19 protein-coding genes and 1 tRNA gene are annotated in these 20,661 nt (G+C 36.7%); 5 read left to right on the forward strand and 15 right to left on the reverse strand.

Going from position 1 to position 20,661, the window contains the following annotated elements; translation table 11 throughout:
• Positions 1-13: 13 nt before the first annotated feature.
• Positions 14-1,171: a stage II sporulation protein P gene (gene spoIIP, locus ACY9Z2_RS06995; RefSeq protein ID WP_463608904.1), complete on the forward strand. Its 1,158-nt coding sequence runs from the start codon at positions 14-16 to the stop codon at positions 1,169-1,171.
• A 40-nt stretch (positions 1,172-1,211) separates the two neighbouring features.
• Here spoIIP and ACY9Z2_RS07000 read toward each other — a convergent pair whose 3' ends face one another.
• From ACY9Z2_RS07000 to ACY9Z2_RS07060, 13 genes are all read right to left on the reverse strand, one after another.
• A complete protein-coding gene (locus ACY9Z2_RS07000; RefSeq protein WP_463609028.1) occupies positions 1,212-1,796 on the reverse strand; it encodes a YdhK family protein in 585 nt (194 codons plus the stop codon).
• Between the two features lie 16 nt (positions 1,797-1,812).
• A complete protein-coding gene (locus ACY9Z2_RS07005) occupies positions 1,813-3,858 on the reverse strand; it encodes a heavy metal translocating P-type ATPase (protein WP_463608905.1) in 2,046 nt (681 codons plus the stop codon).
• A 205-nt stretch (positions 3,859-4,063) separates the two neighbouring features.
• Positions 4,064-4,897: an undecaprenyl-diphosphate phosphatase gene (locus tag ACY9Z2_RS07010; RefSeq protein ID WP_463608906.1), complete on the reverse strand. Its 834-nt coding sequence runs from the start codon at positions 4,895-4,897 to the stop codon at positions 4,064-4,066.
• An 18-nt stretch (positions 4,898-4,915) separates the two neighbouring features.
• Entirely contained in the window at positions 4,916-5,530 is a 615-nt protein-coding gene (locus tag ACY9Z2_RS07015; protein WP_463608907.1) for a DedA family protein, read from the reverse strand.
• 216 nt (positions 5,531-5,746) lie between these two features.
• Complete coding sequence (locus ACY9Z2_RS07020) at positions 5,747-6,652, reverse strand: sensor histidine kinase (RefSeq protein ID WP_463608908.1); 906 nt, start codon at positions 6,650-6,652, stop codon at positions 5,747-5,749.
• Positions 6,653-6,674: 22 nt separating this feature from the next.
• Positions 6,675-7,412, reverse strand: coding sequence for an ABC transporter permease (locus ACY9Z2_RS07025; protein ID WP_463608909.1), 738 nt, complete (start codon positions 7,410-7,412; stop codon positions 6,675-6,677).
• A complete protein-coding gene (locus ACY9Z2_RS07030; protein WP_463608910.1) occupies positions 7,405-8,328 on the reverse strand; it encodes an ABC transporter ATP-binding protein in 924 nt (307 codons plus the stop codon). The genes ACY9Z2_RS07025 and ACY9Z2_RS07030 overlap by 8 nt, the downstream gene beginning before the upstream one ends.
• A gap of 84 nt (positions 8,329-8,412) precedes the next feature.
• Complete coding sequence (locus ACY9Z2_RS07035) at positions 8,413-9,105, reverse strand: response regulator transcription factor (protein ID WP_463608911.1); 693 nt, start codon at positions 9,103-9,105, stop codon at positions 8,413-8,415.
• Positions 9,106-9,197: 92 nt separating this feature from the next.
• The gene (gene ltaE, locus ACY9Z2_RS07040) at positions 9,198-10,217 is read right to left on the reverse strand and encodes a low-specificity L-threonine aldolase (protein WP_463608912.1); all 1,020 of its coding nucleotides are present in this window, start codon (positions 10,215-10,217) and stop codon (positions 9,198-9,200) included.
• Positions 10,218-10,458: 241 nt separating this feature from the next.
• The gene (gene sinI / locus ACY9Z2_RS07045; protein ID WP_463608913.1) at positions 10,459-10,593 is read right to left on the reverse strand and encodes a DNA-binding anti-repressor SinI; all 135 of its coding nucleotides are present in this window, start codon (positions 10,591-10,593) and stop codon (positions 10,459-10,461) included.
• 53 nt (positions 10,594-10,646) lie between these two features.
• Entirely contained in the window at positions 10,647-11,252 is a 606-nt protein-coding gene (locus tag ACY9Z2_RS07050) for a TetR/AcrR family transcriptional regulator (RefSeq protein WP_463608914.1), read from the reverse strand.
• A gap of 135 nt (positions 11,253-11,387) precedes the next feature.
• A complete protein-coding gene (locus ACY9Z2_RS07055; protein WP_463608915.1) occupies positions 11,388-12,446 on the reverse strand; it encodes a M42 family metallopeptidase in 1,059 nt (352 codons plus the stop codon).
• A 72-nt stretch (positions 12,447-12,518) separates the two neighbouring features.
• Positions 12,519-13,676 (reverse strand): hypothetical protein, encoded by a 1,158-nt coding sequence (locus tag ACY9Z2_RS07060; RefSeq protein WP_463608916.1) that lies wholly within the window; start codon positions 13,674-13,676, stop codon positions 12,519-12,521.
• 198 nt (positions 13,677-13,874) lie between these two features.
• On the opposite strand from ACY9Z2_RS07060, the gene ACY9Z2_RS07065 reads away from it, so the two are divergent.
• A complete protein-coding gene (locus ACY9Z2_RS07065) occupies positions 13,875-14,483 on the forward strand; it encodes an ArsR family transcriptional regulator (protein ID WP_463608917.1) in 609 nt (202 codons plus the stop codon).
• Positions 14,476-15,726 carry an MFS transporter gene (locus tag ACY9Z2_RS07070; protein ID WP_463608918.1) on the forward strand — a complete coding sequence of 417 codons (1,251 nt, stop codon included), beginning with the start codon at positions 14,476-14,478 and terminating at the stop codon, positions 15,724-15,726. The genes ACY9Z2_RS07065 and ACY9Z2_RS07070 overlap by 8 nt, the downstream gene beginning before the upstream one ends.
• Positions 15,727-16,042: 316 nt before the next feature.
• Here the strand turns inward: ACY9Z2_RS07070 and selA are convergent, their stop codons facing one another.
• On the reverse strand, positions 16,043-17,446 hold the full coding sequence (gene selA / locus ACY9Z2_RS07075; protein ID WP_463608919.1) for an L-seryl-tRNA(Sec) selenium transferase: 1,404 nt from the start codon (positions 17,444-17,446) through the stop codon (positions 16,043-16,045).
• Positions 17,443-19,368 (reverse strand): selenocysteine-specific translation elongation factor, encoded by a 1,926-nt coding sequence (gene selB, locus ACY9Z2_RS07080; RefSeq protein WP_463608920.1) that lies wholly within the window; start codon positions 19,366-19,368, stop codon positions 17,443-17,445. The genes selA and selB overlap by 4 nt, the downstream gene beginning before the upstream one ends.
• Positions 19,369-19,529: 161 nt before the next feature.
• On the opposite strand from selB, the gene ACY9Z2_RS07085 reads away from it, so the two are divergent.
• Together ACY9Z2_RS07085 and ACY9Z2_RS07090 are read left to right on the forward strand one after the other, a co-directional pair.
• A tRNA-Sec gene (locus tag ACY9Z2_RS07085) sits at positions 19,530-19,626 on the forward strand.
• A 28-nt stretch (positions 19,627-19,654) separates the two neighbouring features.
• Positions 19,655-20,659 (forward strand): glycosyltransferase family 4 protein, encoded by a 1,005-nt coding sequence (locus ACY9Z2_RS07090; RefSeq protein WP_463608921.1) that lies wholly within the window; start codon positions 19,655-19,657, stop codon positions 20,657-20,659.
• The last annotated feature ends 2 nt before the right edge of the window (positions 20,660-20,661 follow it).

Consider the following 20,661-nt stretch of genomic DNA (forward strand, 5'->3'; position numbering starts at 1 on the left):
TAGAGGTGATACTATGGAAAATAGAAGGAATAAGAGAAGTAATTCAAATCTATTCAAATTTATAGTAGTTTTTATTGTTATTACATTTTCTGTAACATTAATTATTAGTACACCTTCCTTACAAGTAAAAATATTACATTCCCAAAATCTCGAAAGTATTATAAACTCAGAACCCTTTACCAATACATTTTTATACATGTTGGGCGAAGAATTACCTCAACTAGGAAGCTCGAATGATAAATTACAATCTCCGTCACTATCCAGGCTGGCGCTTGAGGCAGTTACTGGAATTAAAAAGGATAACATTATGACATTACTTGAAAATGAAATGCCTGGCCTTAATATAAACAACACGGAGATCTATATAGCAGGAAAAGGGTCCGACTACACAAATCTACCAGAGGAATCACCTCCTCCAGATTTTAATGAACTTCTACAGAATCAATCTGATAATGAGGATAATTTAGCAACATCTGAAGAAGAAAAAAATAATAAGAATGATGAAGAAGCTCGAAATCCCACCGTATACATTTACCACTCTCATAGTTGGGAAGGTTATCTACCATTAATTGATGAAAATGTTAAACCGAGTGATTCGTCTAGTGTTGATAATAGCGAAAATGTTGTGCTTGTTGGAGCCATGCTTACCAAAAAACTTGAAAAATATGGAATTAATACTTTTCATAACACCTCAAACGTTGCAAAGGCATTAAGGAAAAGAGGATGGAATTATCAAAATTCCTACAGTTTGTCGCGTGAATATGTTACGACTGCTGCAACGCAAAACCCAACGCTTGAATACTACATTGATATACACAGGGATTCAGCTAGAAAAGAAAGTACAACCGCTACTATAAGTGGAATTAAATATGCCAGAATATATTTTGTCGTTGGAAAAGAACACCAAAATTATGAAGAAAATCTTGCTTTTGCAAAGATTATCCACGAAGGGCTTGAAAGAAAATATCCCGGGTTAAGTAAGGGAATTTATATAAAGTCAAGATTAGAGGGTAATGGAATCTATAATCAAGATATTTCGAAGAATGCACTGCTAGTTGAAGTAGGCGGAATTGACAATACTAAGAAGGAACTAGAAAGCACAGTTAGTGCATTTGCGGAAGTTTTCAAAGGTGTTTATGAAGGTGTAATAGAAGTTAATGCAACTAGATAAAGAAAGCGAAATTGCCTAGGCAATTTCGCTTTTTTAGTTTTTACTCATCTACTGGCTTCAGTTCACTTCCAGTGACCCATTTATGGTTGGTGACTTTTTCTCCGCCAGTTGTTGGCATGTAATCAACCATGTAAACGGTTGTTTGTTTTGCGGATTCAATGGTTGCTGTAGCACCTTCCATCCCTTTCATATGGGATGCCTGCAAGGTTACTTCTGTACCAGGTTCGATTGGTGCCTCGCCTGCGTCAGCAATTTCCTCATGGATAACCCATTTGTGATTTTCAACTGGTTCACCACCAGTTGTTGGCGTATACGTGACGGAATAGGCTGTTGTGTCATAAGCACCAACGATTGTCGCCTCGGCACCATTCATTCCATTCATATGATCTGTTGTGAGTGTGATTTCATCTCCCACTTCAAATTTAGGATTTTGAGCCACAGCTAAATCTTCAGGAACTTCCCCAGAGCTTGAATGGTTCATCCCTTCATGTGATTCAGACTCCTCCATATTCATTTCTTCACCATTTTCTTCGTGATTCATTTCATTGTTTCCATTACCACATGCTGCTAATGCAAATGAAGTTGCTACTAATAAACTACCTACCCAAACTTTTTTGTTCATCATCATCTTTACCATCTCCTTATTGTTTTTCATAGTTGAAAAATCGGGCATTAATTGCCACTACTACTGTACTTAATGACATGAGAAGGGCACCTATTGCTGGACTCAGTACAATGCCTATTGGGTATAAAATCCCAGCAGCTAACGGGATTGCAACAATATTGTAGCCAGCAGCCCACCATAGATTTTGAATCATTTTGCGGTATGTCGCTTTTGATAAATCGATAATATTGACGACATCTTTCGGGTTACTTTCAACAAGCACTATATCTGCAGTTTCCATAGCAACATCTGTTCCAGCCCCGATTGCGATGCCAAGATCAGCATTTGCTAGAGCTGGTGCATCATTGACTCCATCACCCGTCATTGCCACACGTTTTCCATCCTTCTGAACCTTTTTAACAAAATCAGCTTTTTGATCAGGTAGTACCTCAGCCGTAATAGAATCAAGCTGCAATTGCTTCCCTACCCATTGGGCAACTTTATTACTGTCGCCAGTTAGCATCATTGACTCCACGTTCATTTCTTTTAATTGTGCGATGGCTTCTTTTGAACTGTCTTTAATTTGATCAGCAAGTGCAACAAAGCCTTCAACCTTATTGTCAATTAGTAAAAATGAAACGGTTTTACCTTCCTCACTTAAGGCTTGATATTCTTCCTGGTCAACCTGAATTTGCTCATCTTTTAAATATCCAGGACTCACTACTTTTACATTTTTGCCATCTACCTGTCCCTGAATACCTTTACCTGTCAACGATTCAAATTCATTTGGTTGTGGGAATTCAATGTTTTGATCTTTAGCATACGTAACAATACCTCGTGCAATTGGATGTTCAGATTGCGATTCGAGAGATGCCGTGTATTTGACAACCTCTTCTTCATTTAGACTACCAGTTGATACTACATTGCTCACACCGAATTCACCCATCGTTAATGTACCTGTTTTATCAAAGATAACCGCCTCTATCTTTCTAGCTTCTTCAAAATTAGATCGCTTTCGTATGAGTAATCCACTTTTTGCGGCTAGTGTTGTGGATTTTGCTACCACTAATGGTGCCGCGAGTCCTAGAGCATGGGGACAAGCAATGACCATGACCGTCACAGTTCTTTCTAAGGCATAACTAAACGATGGTCCAACAAAAATCCAAACAAGAAACGTTACTAATCCTGCCGCCATCGCTATATAAAACAACCATTTTGCCATGCGATCGGATAAGTCTTGTGTACGAGAACGTGAATTTTGTGCATCACGTACCATTGTGATTACCTGAGAAAGATAACTATCCTCACCTGTTTTTTCAATGGAAATCGTAAGGGAACCTTCCCCATTAACAGAACCGCCAATAACCTCAGCATCTTTTTCTTTCAAAACAGGCACAGATTCACCAGTAAGCATAGATTCATCAATTTCAGAACGGCCTTTGACTATGATACCATCGGCCGGTATTTTTTCACCAGGTTTTACCAATACCTTATCTCCATTTTTTAATTCAGATACCTCAATCTCCTCTGTCTCATCATTTTCGTTGATACGATGCGCTGTGTTTGGCATTAGTTCAACTAACTTTTCTAGGGATGAAGTGGCACTCATGACTGATTTCATCTCGATCCAATGACCAATCAACATAATATCAATCAGGGTTGCTAATTCCCAGAAAAAATTGCGACCTTCAATGCCGAAAACAGTTAACGAGCTGTATCCATATGCAACGATAATTGCCATCGCAATTAGTGTCATCATTCCAGGTTCCTTTTGTTTTACCTCATCGACCATTCCCTTAAGAAATGGCCAACCACCATAAAAGAAGACAATGGTAGATAAACCAAAAAGAATATATAAATCGCCTGCAAATCGCCAATCGACATTGATGGCATCTTGAATCATCGGTGACAATACTAAAATCGGAACCGTTAAAATCATGGAGATATAAAATCGTTTTTTAAAATCCTCCATCATATGTGCGTGGTGGTCATGATGATCATGTTGGTCATGATGATGATCAGACCCATTATGCTCATGTTCTTCGTGTTGATGATCATGCTCGTGTTTCAAATGCTCACTCATTTTCTATCCCTCCTACATCTCAAAATTGCTTTCCTATACAATTTATACCCTTAAGGGGTATTTTGTAAACCAATTTGTTCTCTTATTTAAAAATGCCCCTACAATTGTAGAAGCATTCATCCGACCCTTAAATTAGATAAAAAGTAAAGGTACCCGCTGCTCGGTATATTTTCATAACCAAGTAAAAGGTACCTTTTTAGTTTATTTAAAAATAGATTAAATATATTACAATTACCAACACAATCCGGTAAATTGCGAATGGTATTAATCCTATTCTTTCGAGGACATTTAAGAAAAACTTAATCGTAATTAGTGCAAATACAAACGCACCGATGAATCCAACAATAAAGAATGGTAGTACATCCATCGTGAAATACTGCCAATTACCCAACAGTGATACACCACTTGCACCAGCCATGATCGGCACTGCCATGATAAACGTAAAGTCAGCAGCAGTCCGGTGATTCATTCCTGTTAAAACACCACCTGAAATCGTTGCACCTGAACGAGAAAATCCTGGCCATAATGAGAAACATTGGATTAGCCCCACTGTTAATGCCTGTCTATACGTAATTTGATCCACCGTTGTAACACGTGGTTCTTTTGGAGAAAACTTATCAGCAAAGATCATTAAGAAGGAACCGATTAACAAGCCCCATAATACTGTTCCTGCAGTAAACAAATGTTCGTCAATATAATCATCAAACAATAAACCTAAAATCCCAGCAGGTATCAATCCAACAATTACCTGTGTAAGTTTCAATCGACCTTGTCCTGGATTCGTTTCCCTTTTTTTATTTCCCAAACCTAACAAATCAATAAATCGATTTCGATAGACAACAACGACTGCCAAAATAGAGCCAAGTTGTATAACGACCTTAAATGTATTTGCCACATCATCTGATCCTAAAATTTCCTTCGACTTTAACCATAAGTCATCCACGAGTACCATGTGACCAGTAGAAGAAACTGGCGCAAACTCTGTAAGGCCTTCTACCAACCCTAGAATTAATGCTTTTAATAATTCAATAATCTCCATCCCGTTTATCTCCTTACTCTATCTTTTTCGTTTTGCTAACCTTCGTAAATATAACAAAATTAATAGTACCACTCCTGTTGCAATAATGATATATGCAACGGTAGAATATAATTCCATATAGTGCAAGATATCCTTCCACGACTCGCCTAAAATTGCCCCAATTGAAACGAGAATAATATTCCATGCAAGTGTTCCGACTGTGGTAAATAGCAAGAACATCCAAAATTTCATGTTTGACATCCCAGCAGGTATTGATATTAAACTACGAATCAATGGGATCATTCTACAGAACAGCACTGTCCAATAACCATACTTATCAAACCAAGCATCCGCTTTATGAATATCCTTTTTTTTAATTCGAATAATGTGGCCCCATCGGTCAATTATTTTCTCCAACCGTTCAACATCGATCATAAGACCAATACCATAAAGAATTATCGCACCTATTATTGAACCAGCAGTTGCAGCTAATACAACTCCGACAACTGTCAATTCAGAAGTTGTCGTCAAAAATCCACCAAACGGTAAAATAATTTCAGAAGGAATCGGTGGAAAGACATTTTCCAATGCCATCATTAAGAATATACCGATGTATCCAAACTGTTCCATAAAGTCAGTTATCCAATTTTCCATGTTTACCTCCATACATTAATGAGTTGTGTCTATTCTTCCTTCACCAAATTTAATTGAACGAATTTCAGATTTTGGAATAGTTAACTTACCTAAAATCCTTGATTTATCCTACTTTTGAGTATAGATTTAACTACCCGACAATGCGCAACTTATATTTTCTATTAAAATTTAACACTATTAATTTATATCATATTAGTCAATGAATTATAATTGAATTCATTCTTTTTTACTATTCCATTCACAATTCATATATATTTTTCCGTTTTTATATTCTGCAGTAATTTCTCCGTTCATTTTCAACATGAGACTTTTGGTAATCGCTAACCCTAGTCCTGTTCCGTTACTTGATCTTGCTTTGTCAGATGTATAAAATCGGTTAAATAACAAATCTAAGTCATGCTCATTAATATCATTTGTGGTGTTGCTTATAGATAAGATAACTGATGAAACGTTTTTCACTAGGTCAATAGATACATTTTCATTGGAATGTTTTACGGCGTTATTTATGAGATTTTCCATCACTCTTTTAACTGCTGATTCATCAGCAATAATCATAACCGCTTCATTTGGAAGGTTAATAATTGGTTCAAGACCAACAGCTGTAAAATGATCATAAAATTCCATTACTACCTCGGTAACAACTGTATTCAAGTTGACTAGCTCAAGGTTCAAATAGTGGTCCGTCGAATCTATTACTGACAGTTCAAAGAAGTCATTTAAAAGTACCTGTAGCCGTTTGGTTCGACTTTCTATGACATTTAGGTATTCGGTCTTTTCAATCGAAGTTACATCATCAGCATCGAGTAACTGAATATAACCCAAAATTGACGTTAATGGCGTTCGAATATCATGAGATATGTTCGCTACAGCTTGTTTCAATTCAAGTTCCGTTCGTCTTTTTTCTGCATTTACTCGCACAATTAAATCAATTTGGCGATTAATACTTTCTGCCAGATTTTCGATATCTTTATCTAGATGCTCGATACTCATTTTCTTTTCTTTTCTATGGAAATTATAGTCATTTAGTTGTTTCGTTATGCTTTTTATTTCTTTCTTTACAAGATAATACCTGGTGAGAATGATAATGGCTAGTATGATTAAAATAATTATGATAAAACTCATTCTCACCCACCCCTAACAGTTATTACTTTATTTCTTTTTTTCGAAATACGAAATTACCAAGTATCCCAAAACCAATGAAAGTTATTACAGGAACTACAATGTGTTTAGCAGTTATATCAAACTGACTTATTTCCCCAAATAGTTTAAAAACAGAATAGTTGAAAATGGGTTTGAATAGCTCTACTGTAGCTATCATATTTAGAAAGGAATCGATGAGCAGAAAAAGTAATAATAAAAATCCAATGGTTTTACCACTATCAGTAAATACTATAGCAAAAAAAGACATAATAGATGCGAATGCTACAGTATAAAGGATTAACAACCCAATCGTTTGAACAAAATAGCTGATTCCTGTCTCTTGTGGAAATTGACCAAACCCCAAAAATATGGTTCCAATTCCAGTTGAGATTATAGGAAATAATAGTGAAATAATGATCGATCCCATGGAAAAGACTGAAAGCTTGGACCAATAAATTTTCCCTCGACTATTACCAGTGGCTGTCATACTTTTCATTGTTCCCGTGGAATATTCACTCGAAATAAAAAATCCAGCTAGTATACACGGTACTAACATTGTAATGTCACCATTTACTACTAAAGCACCAAAAAATATTTCTACCCCACTATTAAAATTCAGATCATGATCAATGTATTCGATAACTGGCCAACATATAGCCGCTAAACCTAATAAACATAACAATGTCCAAAAAGAACGGTTTCTCTGCAACTTGTATAATTCTGTTCTTAGCAAATTATTCATGCTTTGGACCTCCGATCAGCTTCGTAAAATAACCTTCTAAATCCTCACTCATCGGCATAAACTGTTCGATTGTTAACCCGTTTGTTGTTAATAGTGCAGAAACTATTCCTGGTTTATCGAGATAATGGAATAATTTGATCGATCCATCAGGCATCACTTCAAAGTCAGTCGTAGCAAGTTCGTCTTCTATTACTGCTGCACCTTTGTTCACGTCATCCACTTTGATATGCAAGTACTGCTGACATTTTTCATTTAAATCTTTTGCAGTTATTTCTTCTAACAAGACTCCTTTATGAATAATACCATAGTGTGTAGCTAGTAAATGAAGCTCACTTAAAATATGGCTTGAGATCAAGATAGTAATACCATATTCGCGATTTAGTTTTAGTAACAGCTCCCTAATTTCCACAACTCCCATTGGATCAAGTCCATTCGTTGGCTCATCAAGAATTAAAAATTCTGGATCGCCAAGTAATGCTATAGCAATCCCGAGTCGTTGCTTCATTCCTAGCGAAAAATTTTTCGTCTTCTTCTTTCGCGTGTCTTCTAATCCGACAAGTTTCAATGGTTTTTGAATGCTATCCTTCCCAGGAATTCCTTTCAATAACCTATGCGCTTCCAAGTTTTCACTAGCTGTCATATTGGGATATAAAGCTGGCCCCTCTATTATTGCCCCTATTCGTTTCCTTGCCTGCACGAGCTCACTATTGCTGGTTTCGCCAAACAATTCAATCGAGCCATTGGTAGGAAATGCAAGTCCAGTAATCAATTTGATTAAGGTAGACTTCCCAGCGCCATTTTGACCGATAAAACCATAAATAGAACCTTTTCGGATAGATAGATTTACTTTTTCTAAAGCACGTTGACTTTTATAATTCTTCGTCAAACTATCTGTCCTTAGAATGTAATTATCCATTGTTTCATCTTCCTTTCTTATGTGTTCCATTTCATGATAAAAGTCAAAACATAAGAAAGGCTTAAGATAATTCTTAAGAAAATCTTAAGTTTTAAGTCGGTATCCCATCCCCCAAATTGTTTCAATGTATTCCTCAACGGGATTAGCTTTGGAAAGCTTATGACGCAAGTTACTCATATGGACATTTACCGTATTATCATCTCCATGAAATGTATCGTCCCAAACACTTTCATATAAATTTGCCTTCGTAAAAACCTTCTTAGGAGATGCTAGAAGTGTAACTAACATGGTATATTCACGAGATGTAAGTGAAATTTCTTTCTTGTTTACTCGTACAGTCTTAGCTTCCAAATCTATAAAAATGTCTTTATGTGTAAGTTCCTTTTTTATTAATGGTTCTTTTTGACGACTATAGCGTCGCAAATGTGCGTCAATTCTTGCAGATACCTCCTCAATATCAAAAGGCTTTGTTATGTAATCATCTGCTCCTGTGCGTAACATGTTGATTTTAGATTTTTGATCTAATTTTGCAGAAATAATAATTACTGGCATAGATTTCCGTTCTATCAATTCCTTAAGTACTTCTTCACCAGTCATTCCTGATAGCATTAGGTCAAGCAAGACCATATCCCATTCTTGATTGTTCAAATAAATCATTGCTTCCGTACCAGAGTATGCAGGCTGCGGATTGTATCCGTTTTTCCTAATAATATTACATAATAATTGATTTATATCATTATCATCTTCCACAACTAAAATGTTTATCGCATGATTCATTACCATCGACACCTTTAATTTTTCTTGATTTGAATTTTATCATAAATATGAAGCGCCTAACATTACAGATTAGAATGTTAGGCGCAGTATAGTTAAACAACTCTATTTATTTTATCTATTACTAGTGAAATTTGTTCACGATTCACATCAAAATGTGTAGTAAACCTTACTGTAGTTGGACCAAATGCTACCGCTAGTATTTTTTCTTCCTTGATTCTGTCCAAAAACTCACTAGACGTAAGTCCAACACCTTCCGTATTAACTAACACAATATTTGTATCCACGTTATTTTCAATATAAAGCCCTTTTACTTCTTGCAAGCCTGAAGCTAACATTTTCGCATTTTCATGGTCTTCCGCCAACCGGTCGACCATTTTATTGAGTGCTACGATTCCGGGTGCTGCTAATATACCAGCCTGCCGTAAGCCGCCACCCAATCGTTTACGCCATTTTCTTGCCCGTTTTATAAAGCTTGAAGACCCAGCGATTATAGAGCCAACTGGCGCCCCTAAGCCTTTCGAAAGGCAAAATTGTACTGTATCTGTATAACTAGCAAATTCTTTTATATCCGTTCCTGTAGCTACTGCAGCATTAAATAACCTTGCCCCGTCTAAATGAACCGAAACGTTGTTTTCTTTCGCTATTTCAAAAATTTCTTTCATATTATCTAGCGGTACAACTGCACCACCTGCACGGTTGTGTGTATTTTCAAGACAAATAAGCCCTGTTTCAGGCATGTGAATGTCATCTTCTCGAATTGAAGCTTTTACGAGCTCCGGATCCATTACACCATGTTTTCCTTTTATTGTTCTTGGTTGAACACCCGCAAAAGCGGATATGGATGCACCTTCATAGTAAAAAATATGTGATTCTGCTTCTAAAATAATTTCTTGGCCTGGTTGACAATGAGCTAACACTGCAATTTGGTTCCCCTGTGTGCCACTCGGCACGAACATGGCTGCTTCTTTTCCTAGTTTTCTAGCAGCTAATTCTTCTAATTCATGTAGTGTTGGATCCTCGTTGTAGACATCATCACCAACCTCTGCATCAAATGCAGCCTGTCTCATCTCAAGTGTTGGTTTTGTAACTGTATCACTTCGTAAGTCGATCATCGTTATTTCCCCCTAATGTATCTTTTTGGGCTTTCATATTTATCCACCTACTGCATTAATATATCCGATTATATCATACGTTGCTTAGCCATATTATCATACTAAAAAACAATTCAACTCAATGAAAATTCGTTTTGATTTCCTCAACAAACGCCTTTCATACAATATACCTAAAGATAATTAATATATAAGCAAAAAAAGACCTACCAATGGCACGTCTTCTAATTATGTACACGCTAATCTATTTATCTATCGATTGATTGTCATATTCGTTAATGAATGTCCTAACGTCTTCCAATGTTAACCCTATTTTTTTCGCCATTATCACAAGTTTAACCCATTCTTCATCAAGTTGATTTTCCAGTGATTCCTTCATCGAACTCTTGATAAATATCAACTCCTTTTTATTAGTAAATTACAATGCAAAAGTTACCCGTTATCTCTAGTAGAGATGATTCCAAATAGTATTAGTTCCACTATTTCATTTGCGAGGCTTTCTGGCTTTTTTAACCCCGGAAATAATTGAGATACAGTGAGACGTTCCATTATTCCTACTAAACTCTCCGCAACAATACGTAAATTTACGTCAGATTGAAAATACCCAGCTTGCATTTCTTTAGTAAGGTTATCTGTTATTTGAATCGATAATTCTTTTTTCATTGCTTCTGCCTCTGGTGCAATAAAAAATCCAATCGTCGTTATATGTTGATTCTCAGCAAAAAAAGTAAAAATAGCCGTTAGGCGTAGTTTAATTTTTTCCGGTAAGGATTTTAATTCGATCCCATTCTCTAGACGGCTTTTTTCAACAAAATGAAATAATTTTGCTTGAAAAGAATTGATTAACTCCTGGAAAATTTCTTGTTTGCTTTGAAAATATAGGTAAAATGTCGGCTGTGTTAACGCAGCTTTTTTTACAATCGTACTTATTTTTGTTTCATGATATCCTTTATTGGCGAATTCTTCAGCAGCAATCTTCAGTAATAATGCTCTACTCTGTTCTCCATTCGCACCTTTTTTTCTACCCCTTTTTCCCATAAAAAAGACAGCTCCAACTTCATAGTTAATTATATTACTCGTGAGTATTATCTATTACACTATACAATAAGTCAAGATGAATTAATGCAAAAATAAAAAAACGAACCACCTAGTTAGGTAAGTTCGTTTTCATCTTTACTTAAAGGGGACTATTCCTGAAAGCACATAATGATATAATAATTTTTCCGTGTTATCCAACGATGTTTCATGTGTCCGTTCAAATGCATGGGATGAATCAATTCCTGGACCAATAAGTCCGTGAATAATGTCATGTCCAGAACCTATTGCCGCAGAAGCATCTGAGCCGTAAAATGGATAAATATCTAATTTGTAGCCGATGTCATTTGACTTTGCTAAATTCACAAGATGATTGCGTAATCCGTAATGATACGGTCCACTTGAATCTTTCGCACAAATTGAAACTGTATATTCATCAGTTGATTGACCATCACCCATTGCACCCATATCCACCGCTAAATATTCAATAGTCTCAGGTGTGATATTGGAATTCCCACCATAGCCAATTTCCTCATTGTTCGAAATAAGAAAATGGGTTGTATGTGGAAGTGTGATATTTTCTTCTTTAACGCGTTTTATTAGTTGTAGCAAAATTGCAACGCTTGCCTTATCGTCCAAATGACGAGATTTAATGAAACCATTATCTGTTAATTCCACTCGCGGATCGAATGAAACAAAGTCTCCTACCTCGATTCCTAATTCTCGAATCTCAGCCTCATTTTCGACCTTAGCATCAATTCGGACCTCCATATTTTCCTGATTCCGCTTAGCATCACCAGAATCCTTATAAACATGAACCGAAGTTTGGTGCATCAATATTGTTCCTGTAAATACTTTTCCACTAGAGGTATGGATTTCACAGTACTCACCTTCAATGGAGTTGTAACGAAAACCCCCGATTAAGTCTAGGCGAAGACGGCCGTTATCCTTTACCTCTTTTACCATTGCGCCAAGTGTGTCTACGTGTGCAGTTAGCATACGCTGTTCATCGTTGTTTTTTCCAGGTAAGGTGGCGATTAATCCCCCCTTACGATTCCGCTTTGTTTCTACCTGTAATTCTTTTAAATAGTTTTCCACAAATTGAATGACTTTTCCCGTATTACCAGACGGACTTGGAATCGATACCAATTGCTTAATCAAATTTTTCGTTTCAGTTACATTTGGATATGTAGTCAAAATAGTTACTCCTTTCGAAATTCGAATAATTATATTCTATCGTTAATAGAGGTGAAGTTACAGTGAAAGATGTTAAACGATTTTTTCGATAGGAAAATAGAGCAAAAACTTTTCTATTGCTTCTTCAAAATTCTTTTTAACCTCTTTTTCTTTAAAAATAACTTTCTCTTCTTCAAACAGTGTTCGACCAAAGCGAAATAATCCCTCTTGTTCGTTATGATAAACTTTTTCTAATGTTTCTTTGGCTGGAAAAATAGCTTTACCAATTGGATAGGGGGTATGAAAAGAAAAATGAACACCCTCTATATCCTTACTTTTTACCGAAAGATAGAAAAGAGAATAATAATCATTTATTTGATTAAAGGAGCACGTTTCACATTTTATGATTTCCTTTTCATACATATCGAAAAAATCCCATTTTCCCATGTAATCAAATTCTCTAAGTTCACACCACAAATGATAGTGGTCATGACAAAATTGGAGATTGAAACGTTTATTTGGTGCGGGAGGGCGATAAAACGATATCTGTGTGTGTGGAGAACGTTGAAGTAGTTTTAGTGCGGTGTTTTTCAATTCATAGAAACGTTCTTTCTTAGAAATATATTGATCCGTTTTAAGTCTTGCGTTATGTGCTTTAGATTGGTACTCTTTTGCCCATCTACTGACCCATACTGTCCAAAAAGCTAGTTGGAGAGTAGCACCCAACTCACTGCTAACATTAAACCAGTTACTCAGGGTTTCTTTCCACTCTTTCTCATAGAATTTTTGCTGAACGACCAGATTTTTGCGCTTCGTTTCAAGCGCCTTCTTCGTCGCTTCTTTACGTCTTTTTTGAATTTCGCACGTATGTTCATGACGCCAAGATTCAATTGTATCTAGAGAAATCTTGTAAAGTTCATAAGCGTCATACATCGGGTATTCCATTGTTTTTCCCCATTTTTGAAAGGATTGATAATGATCAACAATAAGTTTCCCCTGATTGGTCCACCTTTTTCTTTCGGTAGGATTGATATTTAGAAGTTCTTGTACTTTCGTCGGGTGAAGGGCTAATCGATAGGAATAGTCTTTGTACATTTTTCTTATTAAATCGTTTGAATCTTGAGAGAGAAATCTCAAGACAAGGTCTGTTTTTTTGTGGTTGCGAATTTCTTTTTCATCGAGGTTAAGAATATAGCCGAGTTCATCTTTTGTTAAGCGTGTAACATCTTCTTTCATATTGATTACTTCCATAAATTCACCCTCTTAAATGCAAATTTTTTATTTAATATACCAGGAACAAATGTTCGTGTCAAGATGAAAAATATAATGTTTTGTACTAACGTTGTGTCAGGAAATACTTTATTCAATTTTTATATTGACAAACCTTTAAATACGGTGTAATATTCATGTCAATAAATACTGACAAGTCAGAAGAGGTGAACATGTTAAATGAAACAAAAAGATGTGTTGATTCTAAGTGAATATGAACAATTAAAGTCATTGAGTGATCCGCTTCGCGTACAAATTCTTTCCTTACTTATCGAGGAAACCCGTTCTGGTCAGGGGTTATCTCAAATCATGGACATTTCTAGATCAAAAATTCATTACCATCTTCAAGATTTAGAAAAGAATGGTTTGATCAAAATGGTGGAGGAAAATAAGAAAAGAAATATGACACAAAAGCTTTATCAAGCTGTTGCAAAAAGTTTCATTCCATCAACGGAATTACTTCCATATCATGAAGAATACGGGGAAAGTCGTAGGTTGTTAACGGTGTCTACCCTCGATCGTGCAAAAAGCCGTGCATTAGCAGCACCTGACGATAGCTTTTTAACAGAATCAGAGAATCCAAAAGAATGGTCTAGAATAGCTACTCAGACAGAATTCAGAACAACAAAAAAGCAATTTAAAGAATGGGTTACAAAATACCATAATCTTTTAGAAGAGTTACATTCTATAAGTGATCCTAACTTGCAGGATGCGGAATGGTTTTATCTTGCAACAGTTGGTTTCCAAATAGATGAACCGTATTTTAAGGATCAAGAAGACGATGAGTAATGTAGCGGTCAAAAGTCCGCTGCCTAAATCCACATCTATCTTTAAACAAAAAGCCTTTTTATTACTTTGGATTGGAACGTTGCTCTCTGGACTTGGGATTGGTATGTTCTACTTTGCTGAAGCGTGGTATGTTGTTCAAGTGCTTAATTTAGAGGCGTCTTTGGGCATCATTTATATAGCTGGCACCGTTCCACGAATTGTATTTATGCTTATTGGAGGAGTGCTGGCTGATAATATTAGTCAATCCAAGATCATGTTCTTTTCCGATTTATCAAAAGCAATTTTAATTGGTGGTTTAGGGCTACTATTATTATTTACTGGAGAAATACAGTTAATTACGTTAATAATTCTAGCCCTGCTCGTTGGGATATTGGATGCTTTTTTCTGGCCAGCATCTAGCTCAATCATTCCATCAATTGTTCCGAAATCATCATTAACCAGCGCAAATTCTATTATACAAACCACCAATCAAACCACCTCCATTTTTGGTCCAATGGTTGCAGGGTTTATCATCGTTGGATTAAGCTACACTGAAATATTTGCGATAATTGCGTTGTTACTCTTACTTGGAGGCGCTTTTGTAGTAGCTATAAAAGTGAATAAGGTGACGAGAGAAAAAGAGGAAAGCAAGAAAAAACTTTTCACAAGCTTAAAACTAGGTATTTTTTATGTAAGAAAAGAACCGGTACTAATGGCTTTTATTTTGAAGACGTTATTTCTAAATCTATTCTTCACCGGACCATTAATTGTTGGGTTACCTATATTTGTGAAAAACGTATTGCACGGAGAAACATTAGATTATAGCTATATGGAAGCTTTCCTGGCGGGTGGTATGTTTGTTGGATCGCTTACGCTCGGTATAATGAACCTTAGAAGAAAAAGAGGTGTCATTAGCTTAACCGCACAGCTATTTATGGCTATTTGTTTTTTATTGTTAAGTTTCACCTTTGAAATGTGGCAAAGCATCATCGTTATTATTTTTCTAGGTTTATCGATGACGGTCTCAAATATTTGTGCCGTATCTGTCATTCAAAATGAAGCGAATCCTGAAATGATTGGTCGTGTAATGAGTATTCAAACTGTTTCTTCGATGGGCTTGACACCTATTTCATTCGGTCTAACTTCTCTTTGTTTATCACTTGGAGTCGGTATACAATTTGTCATTATGTTTGGTGCATTATTTTTACTTCTGTTTACACTACTAATCTTTTATAAAATACCAACCCTGCGTAACGTTGACTAAATTTTAGCAAACCTAGTTTTTCACTAGGTTCAGAAAAGAATAGACTCCGACGATCTTTTTGGAGGAAACTGCTAGGTAGCGGACTCAGAATCCGCTATTTCCACTTTTAGGGTATATTTTATGGATTGAGCGGACACAGGATACCTTATTTTGGTAAAAACATGATGAAATAACTACCTTTCGACTGTATAAGGCATCCTATGTCCGCTAACAGTTGAATTCAAGCTATTTTTACACAAATAAGGGCCATGGTGTCCGCTCAACTTGTTTCGATCTCTCTAAAGATGCTTTCCCCCGAGAAATCTGTATAATAAAATCAACCCACAAAAATAAATCCTCTTATTAAGTCTTGCATTTCATCTCGCGAAATTGTTCGAAAATCTACCAATACGTTATCCTCTTTAACTCTCGTAATAATTGCTGGATTATTTTTTCGTAGTGCTTCCACTAACTCATTAGTAGTTGAATTATTATGCGAAATTGCTGCTACTATCGTTGGAAGCTTAACATCTGGCATCGTGCCTCCACCAATTTGTGATGTATCTTCCAGCAATTTAACTTGGTATAAGGAACAAGCTTGTTCTACTTCAATTTTAAACGATTCAGCTTGGTCCTTAATCTCATCTATAGATTTACTAATGTCTCGGACTGTTGGCAATTCTTGGACTGCTTTATCAGCAACATATGCCTTTAAGGTTTGTTCCAGGGCAGCAAAAGTCATCTTATCTACTCGTAAAACTCTAGCTAATTGATGCTTTTTAAGCTTTTGAATCAATTCTTTTTTCCCGGCAATAATCCCAGCCTGAGGACCGCCTAATAGTTTGTCTCCACTAAACGAAACAAGATCAATACCAGCGTCTAGTACTTCCCGTACTACGGGTTCATCGCCAATTCCCATCTGTTTAAAATCATATAATGAGCCGCTTCCCAAATCTTCATAAAAAATAAGGTCTGGGTGCTGACGCTTAAGTTTGATTAGATTATCGGTGTCAACCGATTCGGTAAATCCGACTGTTTTGAAATTACTAGTATGAACCTTTAAAATCATCGCTGTTTCTTCACTAATTGCATCCTCATAATCGTAGAGGTGTGTTTTATTGGTCGTACCAACTTCAACCAATCGTGCCCCGCTTTCCTCCATAATGGAAGAAATCCGGAATGATCCGCCAATTTCAACTAATTGGCCACGAGAAACAATTACCTCTTTCTCTTTTGCGAGTGCGCGGAGAATCAGAAATACAGCGGCTGCATTATTATTTACAACCATTGCAGCTTCAGCACCCGTAACTTTTTTTAACAAATCTTCAATTATGTCATGACGTGATCCACGTTTACCTCTCGATAAATCATACTCCAAATTGGAATAACCAGCAGCGACAGCATGTACATGATTGATGGCGTTATCACTTAGTCTGGCCCTTCCTAAATTTGTATGCAATACAGTGCCAGTACCGTTAATCACGTTGGTTAACCGAGCTCTGACAAAATCGTTTATCCTTACTTCCGCTTTGTCCAAAATCAGTTGTAGAAAGTGATCTGATGTGCATTGATCAGTTGGAATTTGTTTTTCTATTATTTGTTGTCGGACAAGTTCGGTTGACTGCTGAATAATTTCTTTCAATTGTTCGGTTGAAAGATTTGCTACACGAGCTAATGTTCTATACCGCTCTGTCTTTTGCACTTCGTGGATAGCTGGTATCATGCGTAGGAATTCCTTCATTTTTTCGTCCTCCATAAGCGAACGTCATCTTTCCGAGTAGTTAGGTGAAAAGCATCCAATAACTCTAAAAAGGGAATTAAGTATTTTCTAGATAATCCTAGTGTTTCCTTTGCATCCGTGAGCTTAAACGATTCGTTCGTTTCTGTTTCCAATTTGTTTACAGCATCCTGAAACGGAATATGATGGATAACCAAGTCATCTGTTAGTTGGTATGCCTGTTCAGCATGAATGAGATAAGCTTTTAACTCATGTGCAATTTCTTGTGACAGACCTGATTCATCAGCATATTCTGACCACTTTTTTGGTGTAATTCCATCCCGTTTCAATGCGGCAATTTGTTGGTTCATCCTGTTTTCCCATTCCCTTGGTAAATGTGGATGAAAAGAAGATAATGCCATAAACGGACCAGATTTTTTAAGCATCTCTTTGTCTATAAAAGTGTTGATACAAAAATCAATCAACGATTTTGGGTATCGCTGGCTAATCGTTTGAAGAAGTTCAGCCTTATCCATGCCAAGTCGCATTGGAAACGTTTCGTGGTAGATTGTTAACTCACTAGTAATTTGGTCCTTTACTTTACTGAATACCTTAGCTAACACAAATTTGTTGCTAGAAGTTTTCATAATACTGTCATTTTCTATTCCAGATTCAAGCAGTGAATTCATTTCACTCTCATCGACCGAGGTCAATTTAATCAGTTGGCTCTTGTCTAAAAGCTTATGTTCGGTCAAAACATTCTGTATCAAATCTTCAGGAGTACCTTCCTTCTTTTTCTGTAAAGCCTTTATCGTATTTTCGCCAAAACGATACTTTCCACCGTTCGGCTCAATAATCCAACCACCACCAAGTGTTTCTACCGGTGTCGGTCGTCTAATAATAAATCGGTCATCACGTCTGATGACCACATCCTCCTCTAGTCTAATTTGACAAAGAACTTCTTCCCCGCCGTCTTTCACTTCATTACGGTCAAAAAATATAATAGTGCCAGTCACTTCAGAGGTTCCTACATAAATTCGTACAGGTGCACGTTGTTTAAGTGGTGCCGCTAAATTCTCCACAAATTTTAACGATACGTCTATAGTATTGGAGCGTAAAAAGTGGTCAGAATCAACTAGTACATCCCCACGCTTGATGTCTTCTTTGTTCACTCCGCTCAGATTAACAGCTGTTCGTTGTCCAGCTCTAGCTTGATGAACCGCTTCGTGATGCACTTGGAGCTGTCGTGCTTTGGATTTAAGACCTTTAGGCAGAATGGTAAGTTGATCGCCTTTATGTATAATACCTTCGTAAATCGTACCTCTTACTATTGTTCCTTGGCCCTGTACAGTGAAAACTTGATCAATTGGTAGTCGAAACGCTCCTTCTTCATTACGATTTTTAACAGATTTTAGTTGCGCAACTATCGTCTCCTTTAGCTGGTCAATTCCTTTACCAGATATACTGTCAACATACATAAAAGGGGAGTGTTGAAATGTAGTTCCGTTTAATTCTTCCTTTATATCTTCTTCTACAAGCTCAATTAATTCCGTCTCTACTTGATCGATTTTCGACATGACGATAATGCAATGCTCAATACCAAGAAATGCCAGAATCTCTAAATGTTCTCTTGTTTGTGGCATAACTCCCTCATCTGCTGCGATTACCATTACGACAAGATCGATCCCCGCAACTCCTGCAATCATCTGCCTAATAAACCGTTCGTGGCCAGGAACATCCACAATAGAAACGTGTGTATCATCTTCCATATTTAAAGGAGCAAATCCTAGTTCAATTGATATATTCCGTTCCTTTTCAGCTTTTAAACGATCAGTGTCTACGTTAGTAAGCGCCTTTGTCAACGTGGTTTTGCCGTGATCAATGTGACCTGCCATTCCAATCGTATAGTATGAGGTATCCATTTCTAATCCTACTTTCTTTACCACTTAAATTCATTTATTTTAACTATTACTTTAATCGCCAATGGCTTCCCATTCAAGTTTAGCGTTCTGCATTGTATATTTTTTAGTTGGGTGATACTATTTAAAGCAGTATTCTTGCTAACAAAAATGAATGTTGTATATACTCAAGTAAGTGTATATAAAATGGGGTTGGATGGGTGACTGGTGTCCCCCTGAGTCTTCAAAACTCTGAGGGAGGCGCGTGCCGTCTTCGGTGGGTTCGATTCCCACACAGTCCCGCCAAAATTTTTCCATTAAGGAATGAGAATGATTGAAGGTTTTACTCGTAACACCTAATTTTCATCAACCACGAGGAAATACAGTCACTGTACAACGAATTGCAAACGGACTTAAAAAATTTGGGGTTCAAACAGAAATTATCTCTGTAACAAATGATTCTTCCTTAACCACGCTGCCACAAGCAGATCTTGTACATGGCTTCCATGCATATAAATTTTATACATTCATGGAAAATCTTGCTGACAGACCAAAAAAATTTGTCATCACGATCACCGGAACCGATTTGAATCACGATTTATTTGATGAAAATCATCGGGAAAACGTGTTACGTTGTTTACAGGAGGCGAAAGCAATCCATGTATTTGACCAGGAAGCGAAGCGTGTACTTCAAACTGAAGATCCTAATTTAGGTTCAAAAATTTCAATCATCCACCAGGGTGCAAGCAATTTTTCCGAAAGTGACTTACAATTACCTAGGGAAGAAAATACCTTTTTATTTGTTTTACCAGCTGGTATTAGAAAGGTGAAAAATATTCCTTTTGCGATTGAAATGCTGGACAAGCTACATGACAAATTCCCTTCCCTCAGGCTTTGGTTAGTTGGTCCTGTTATTGAGGAAGAAGAAGGAGAAGTTGTAAAAAAGCTTGTTGCCAAGAATAAAGATTGGGTTACATATATTGGTCAGCTGGAGCATGCACAAATGAGTACGATATATAAACAAGCGGATGCGATCTTGAATACATCACACACCGAAGGGCAACCAGCTGCTATAATAGAAGGAATGGGATATGGTTTAGCCGTTCTTGTTTCCAACAATCTCGGAAACCGTAACATCGTTACACACGGGAAAACCGGTATGATATACGATACACCAAGTCAATTTGTTGAATATGCCGAACAAATCATACGTAAGGTTGAATGGCGAAAGCAAATTGGCCAGTCTGCAAAGCAGTATATTTCTGAAAAACATTCCAGTGAATATGAAGCAAAACAACTATTCACGATTTATAACACCATTTTGGATAACAAGGAGTGATA

The sequence above is a fragment of the Virgibacillus sp. GM2-2 genome, assembly GCF_055329585.1.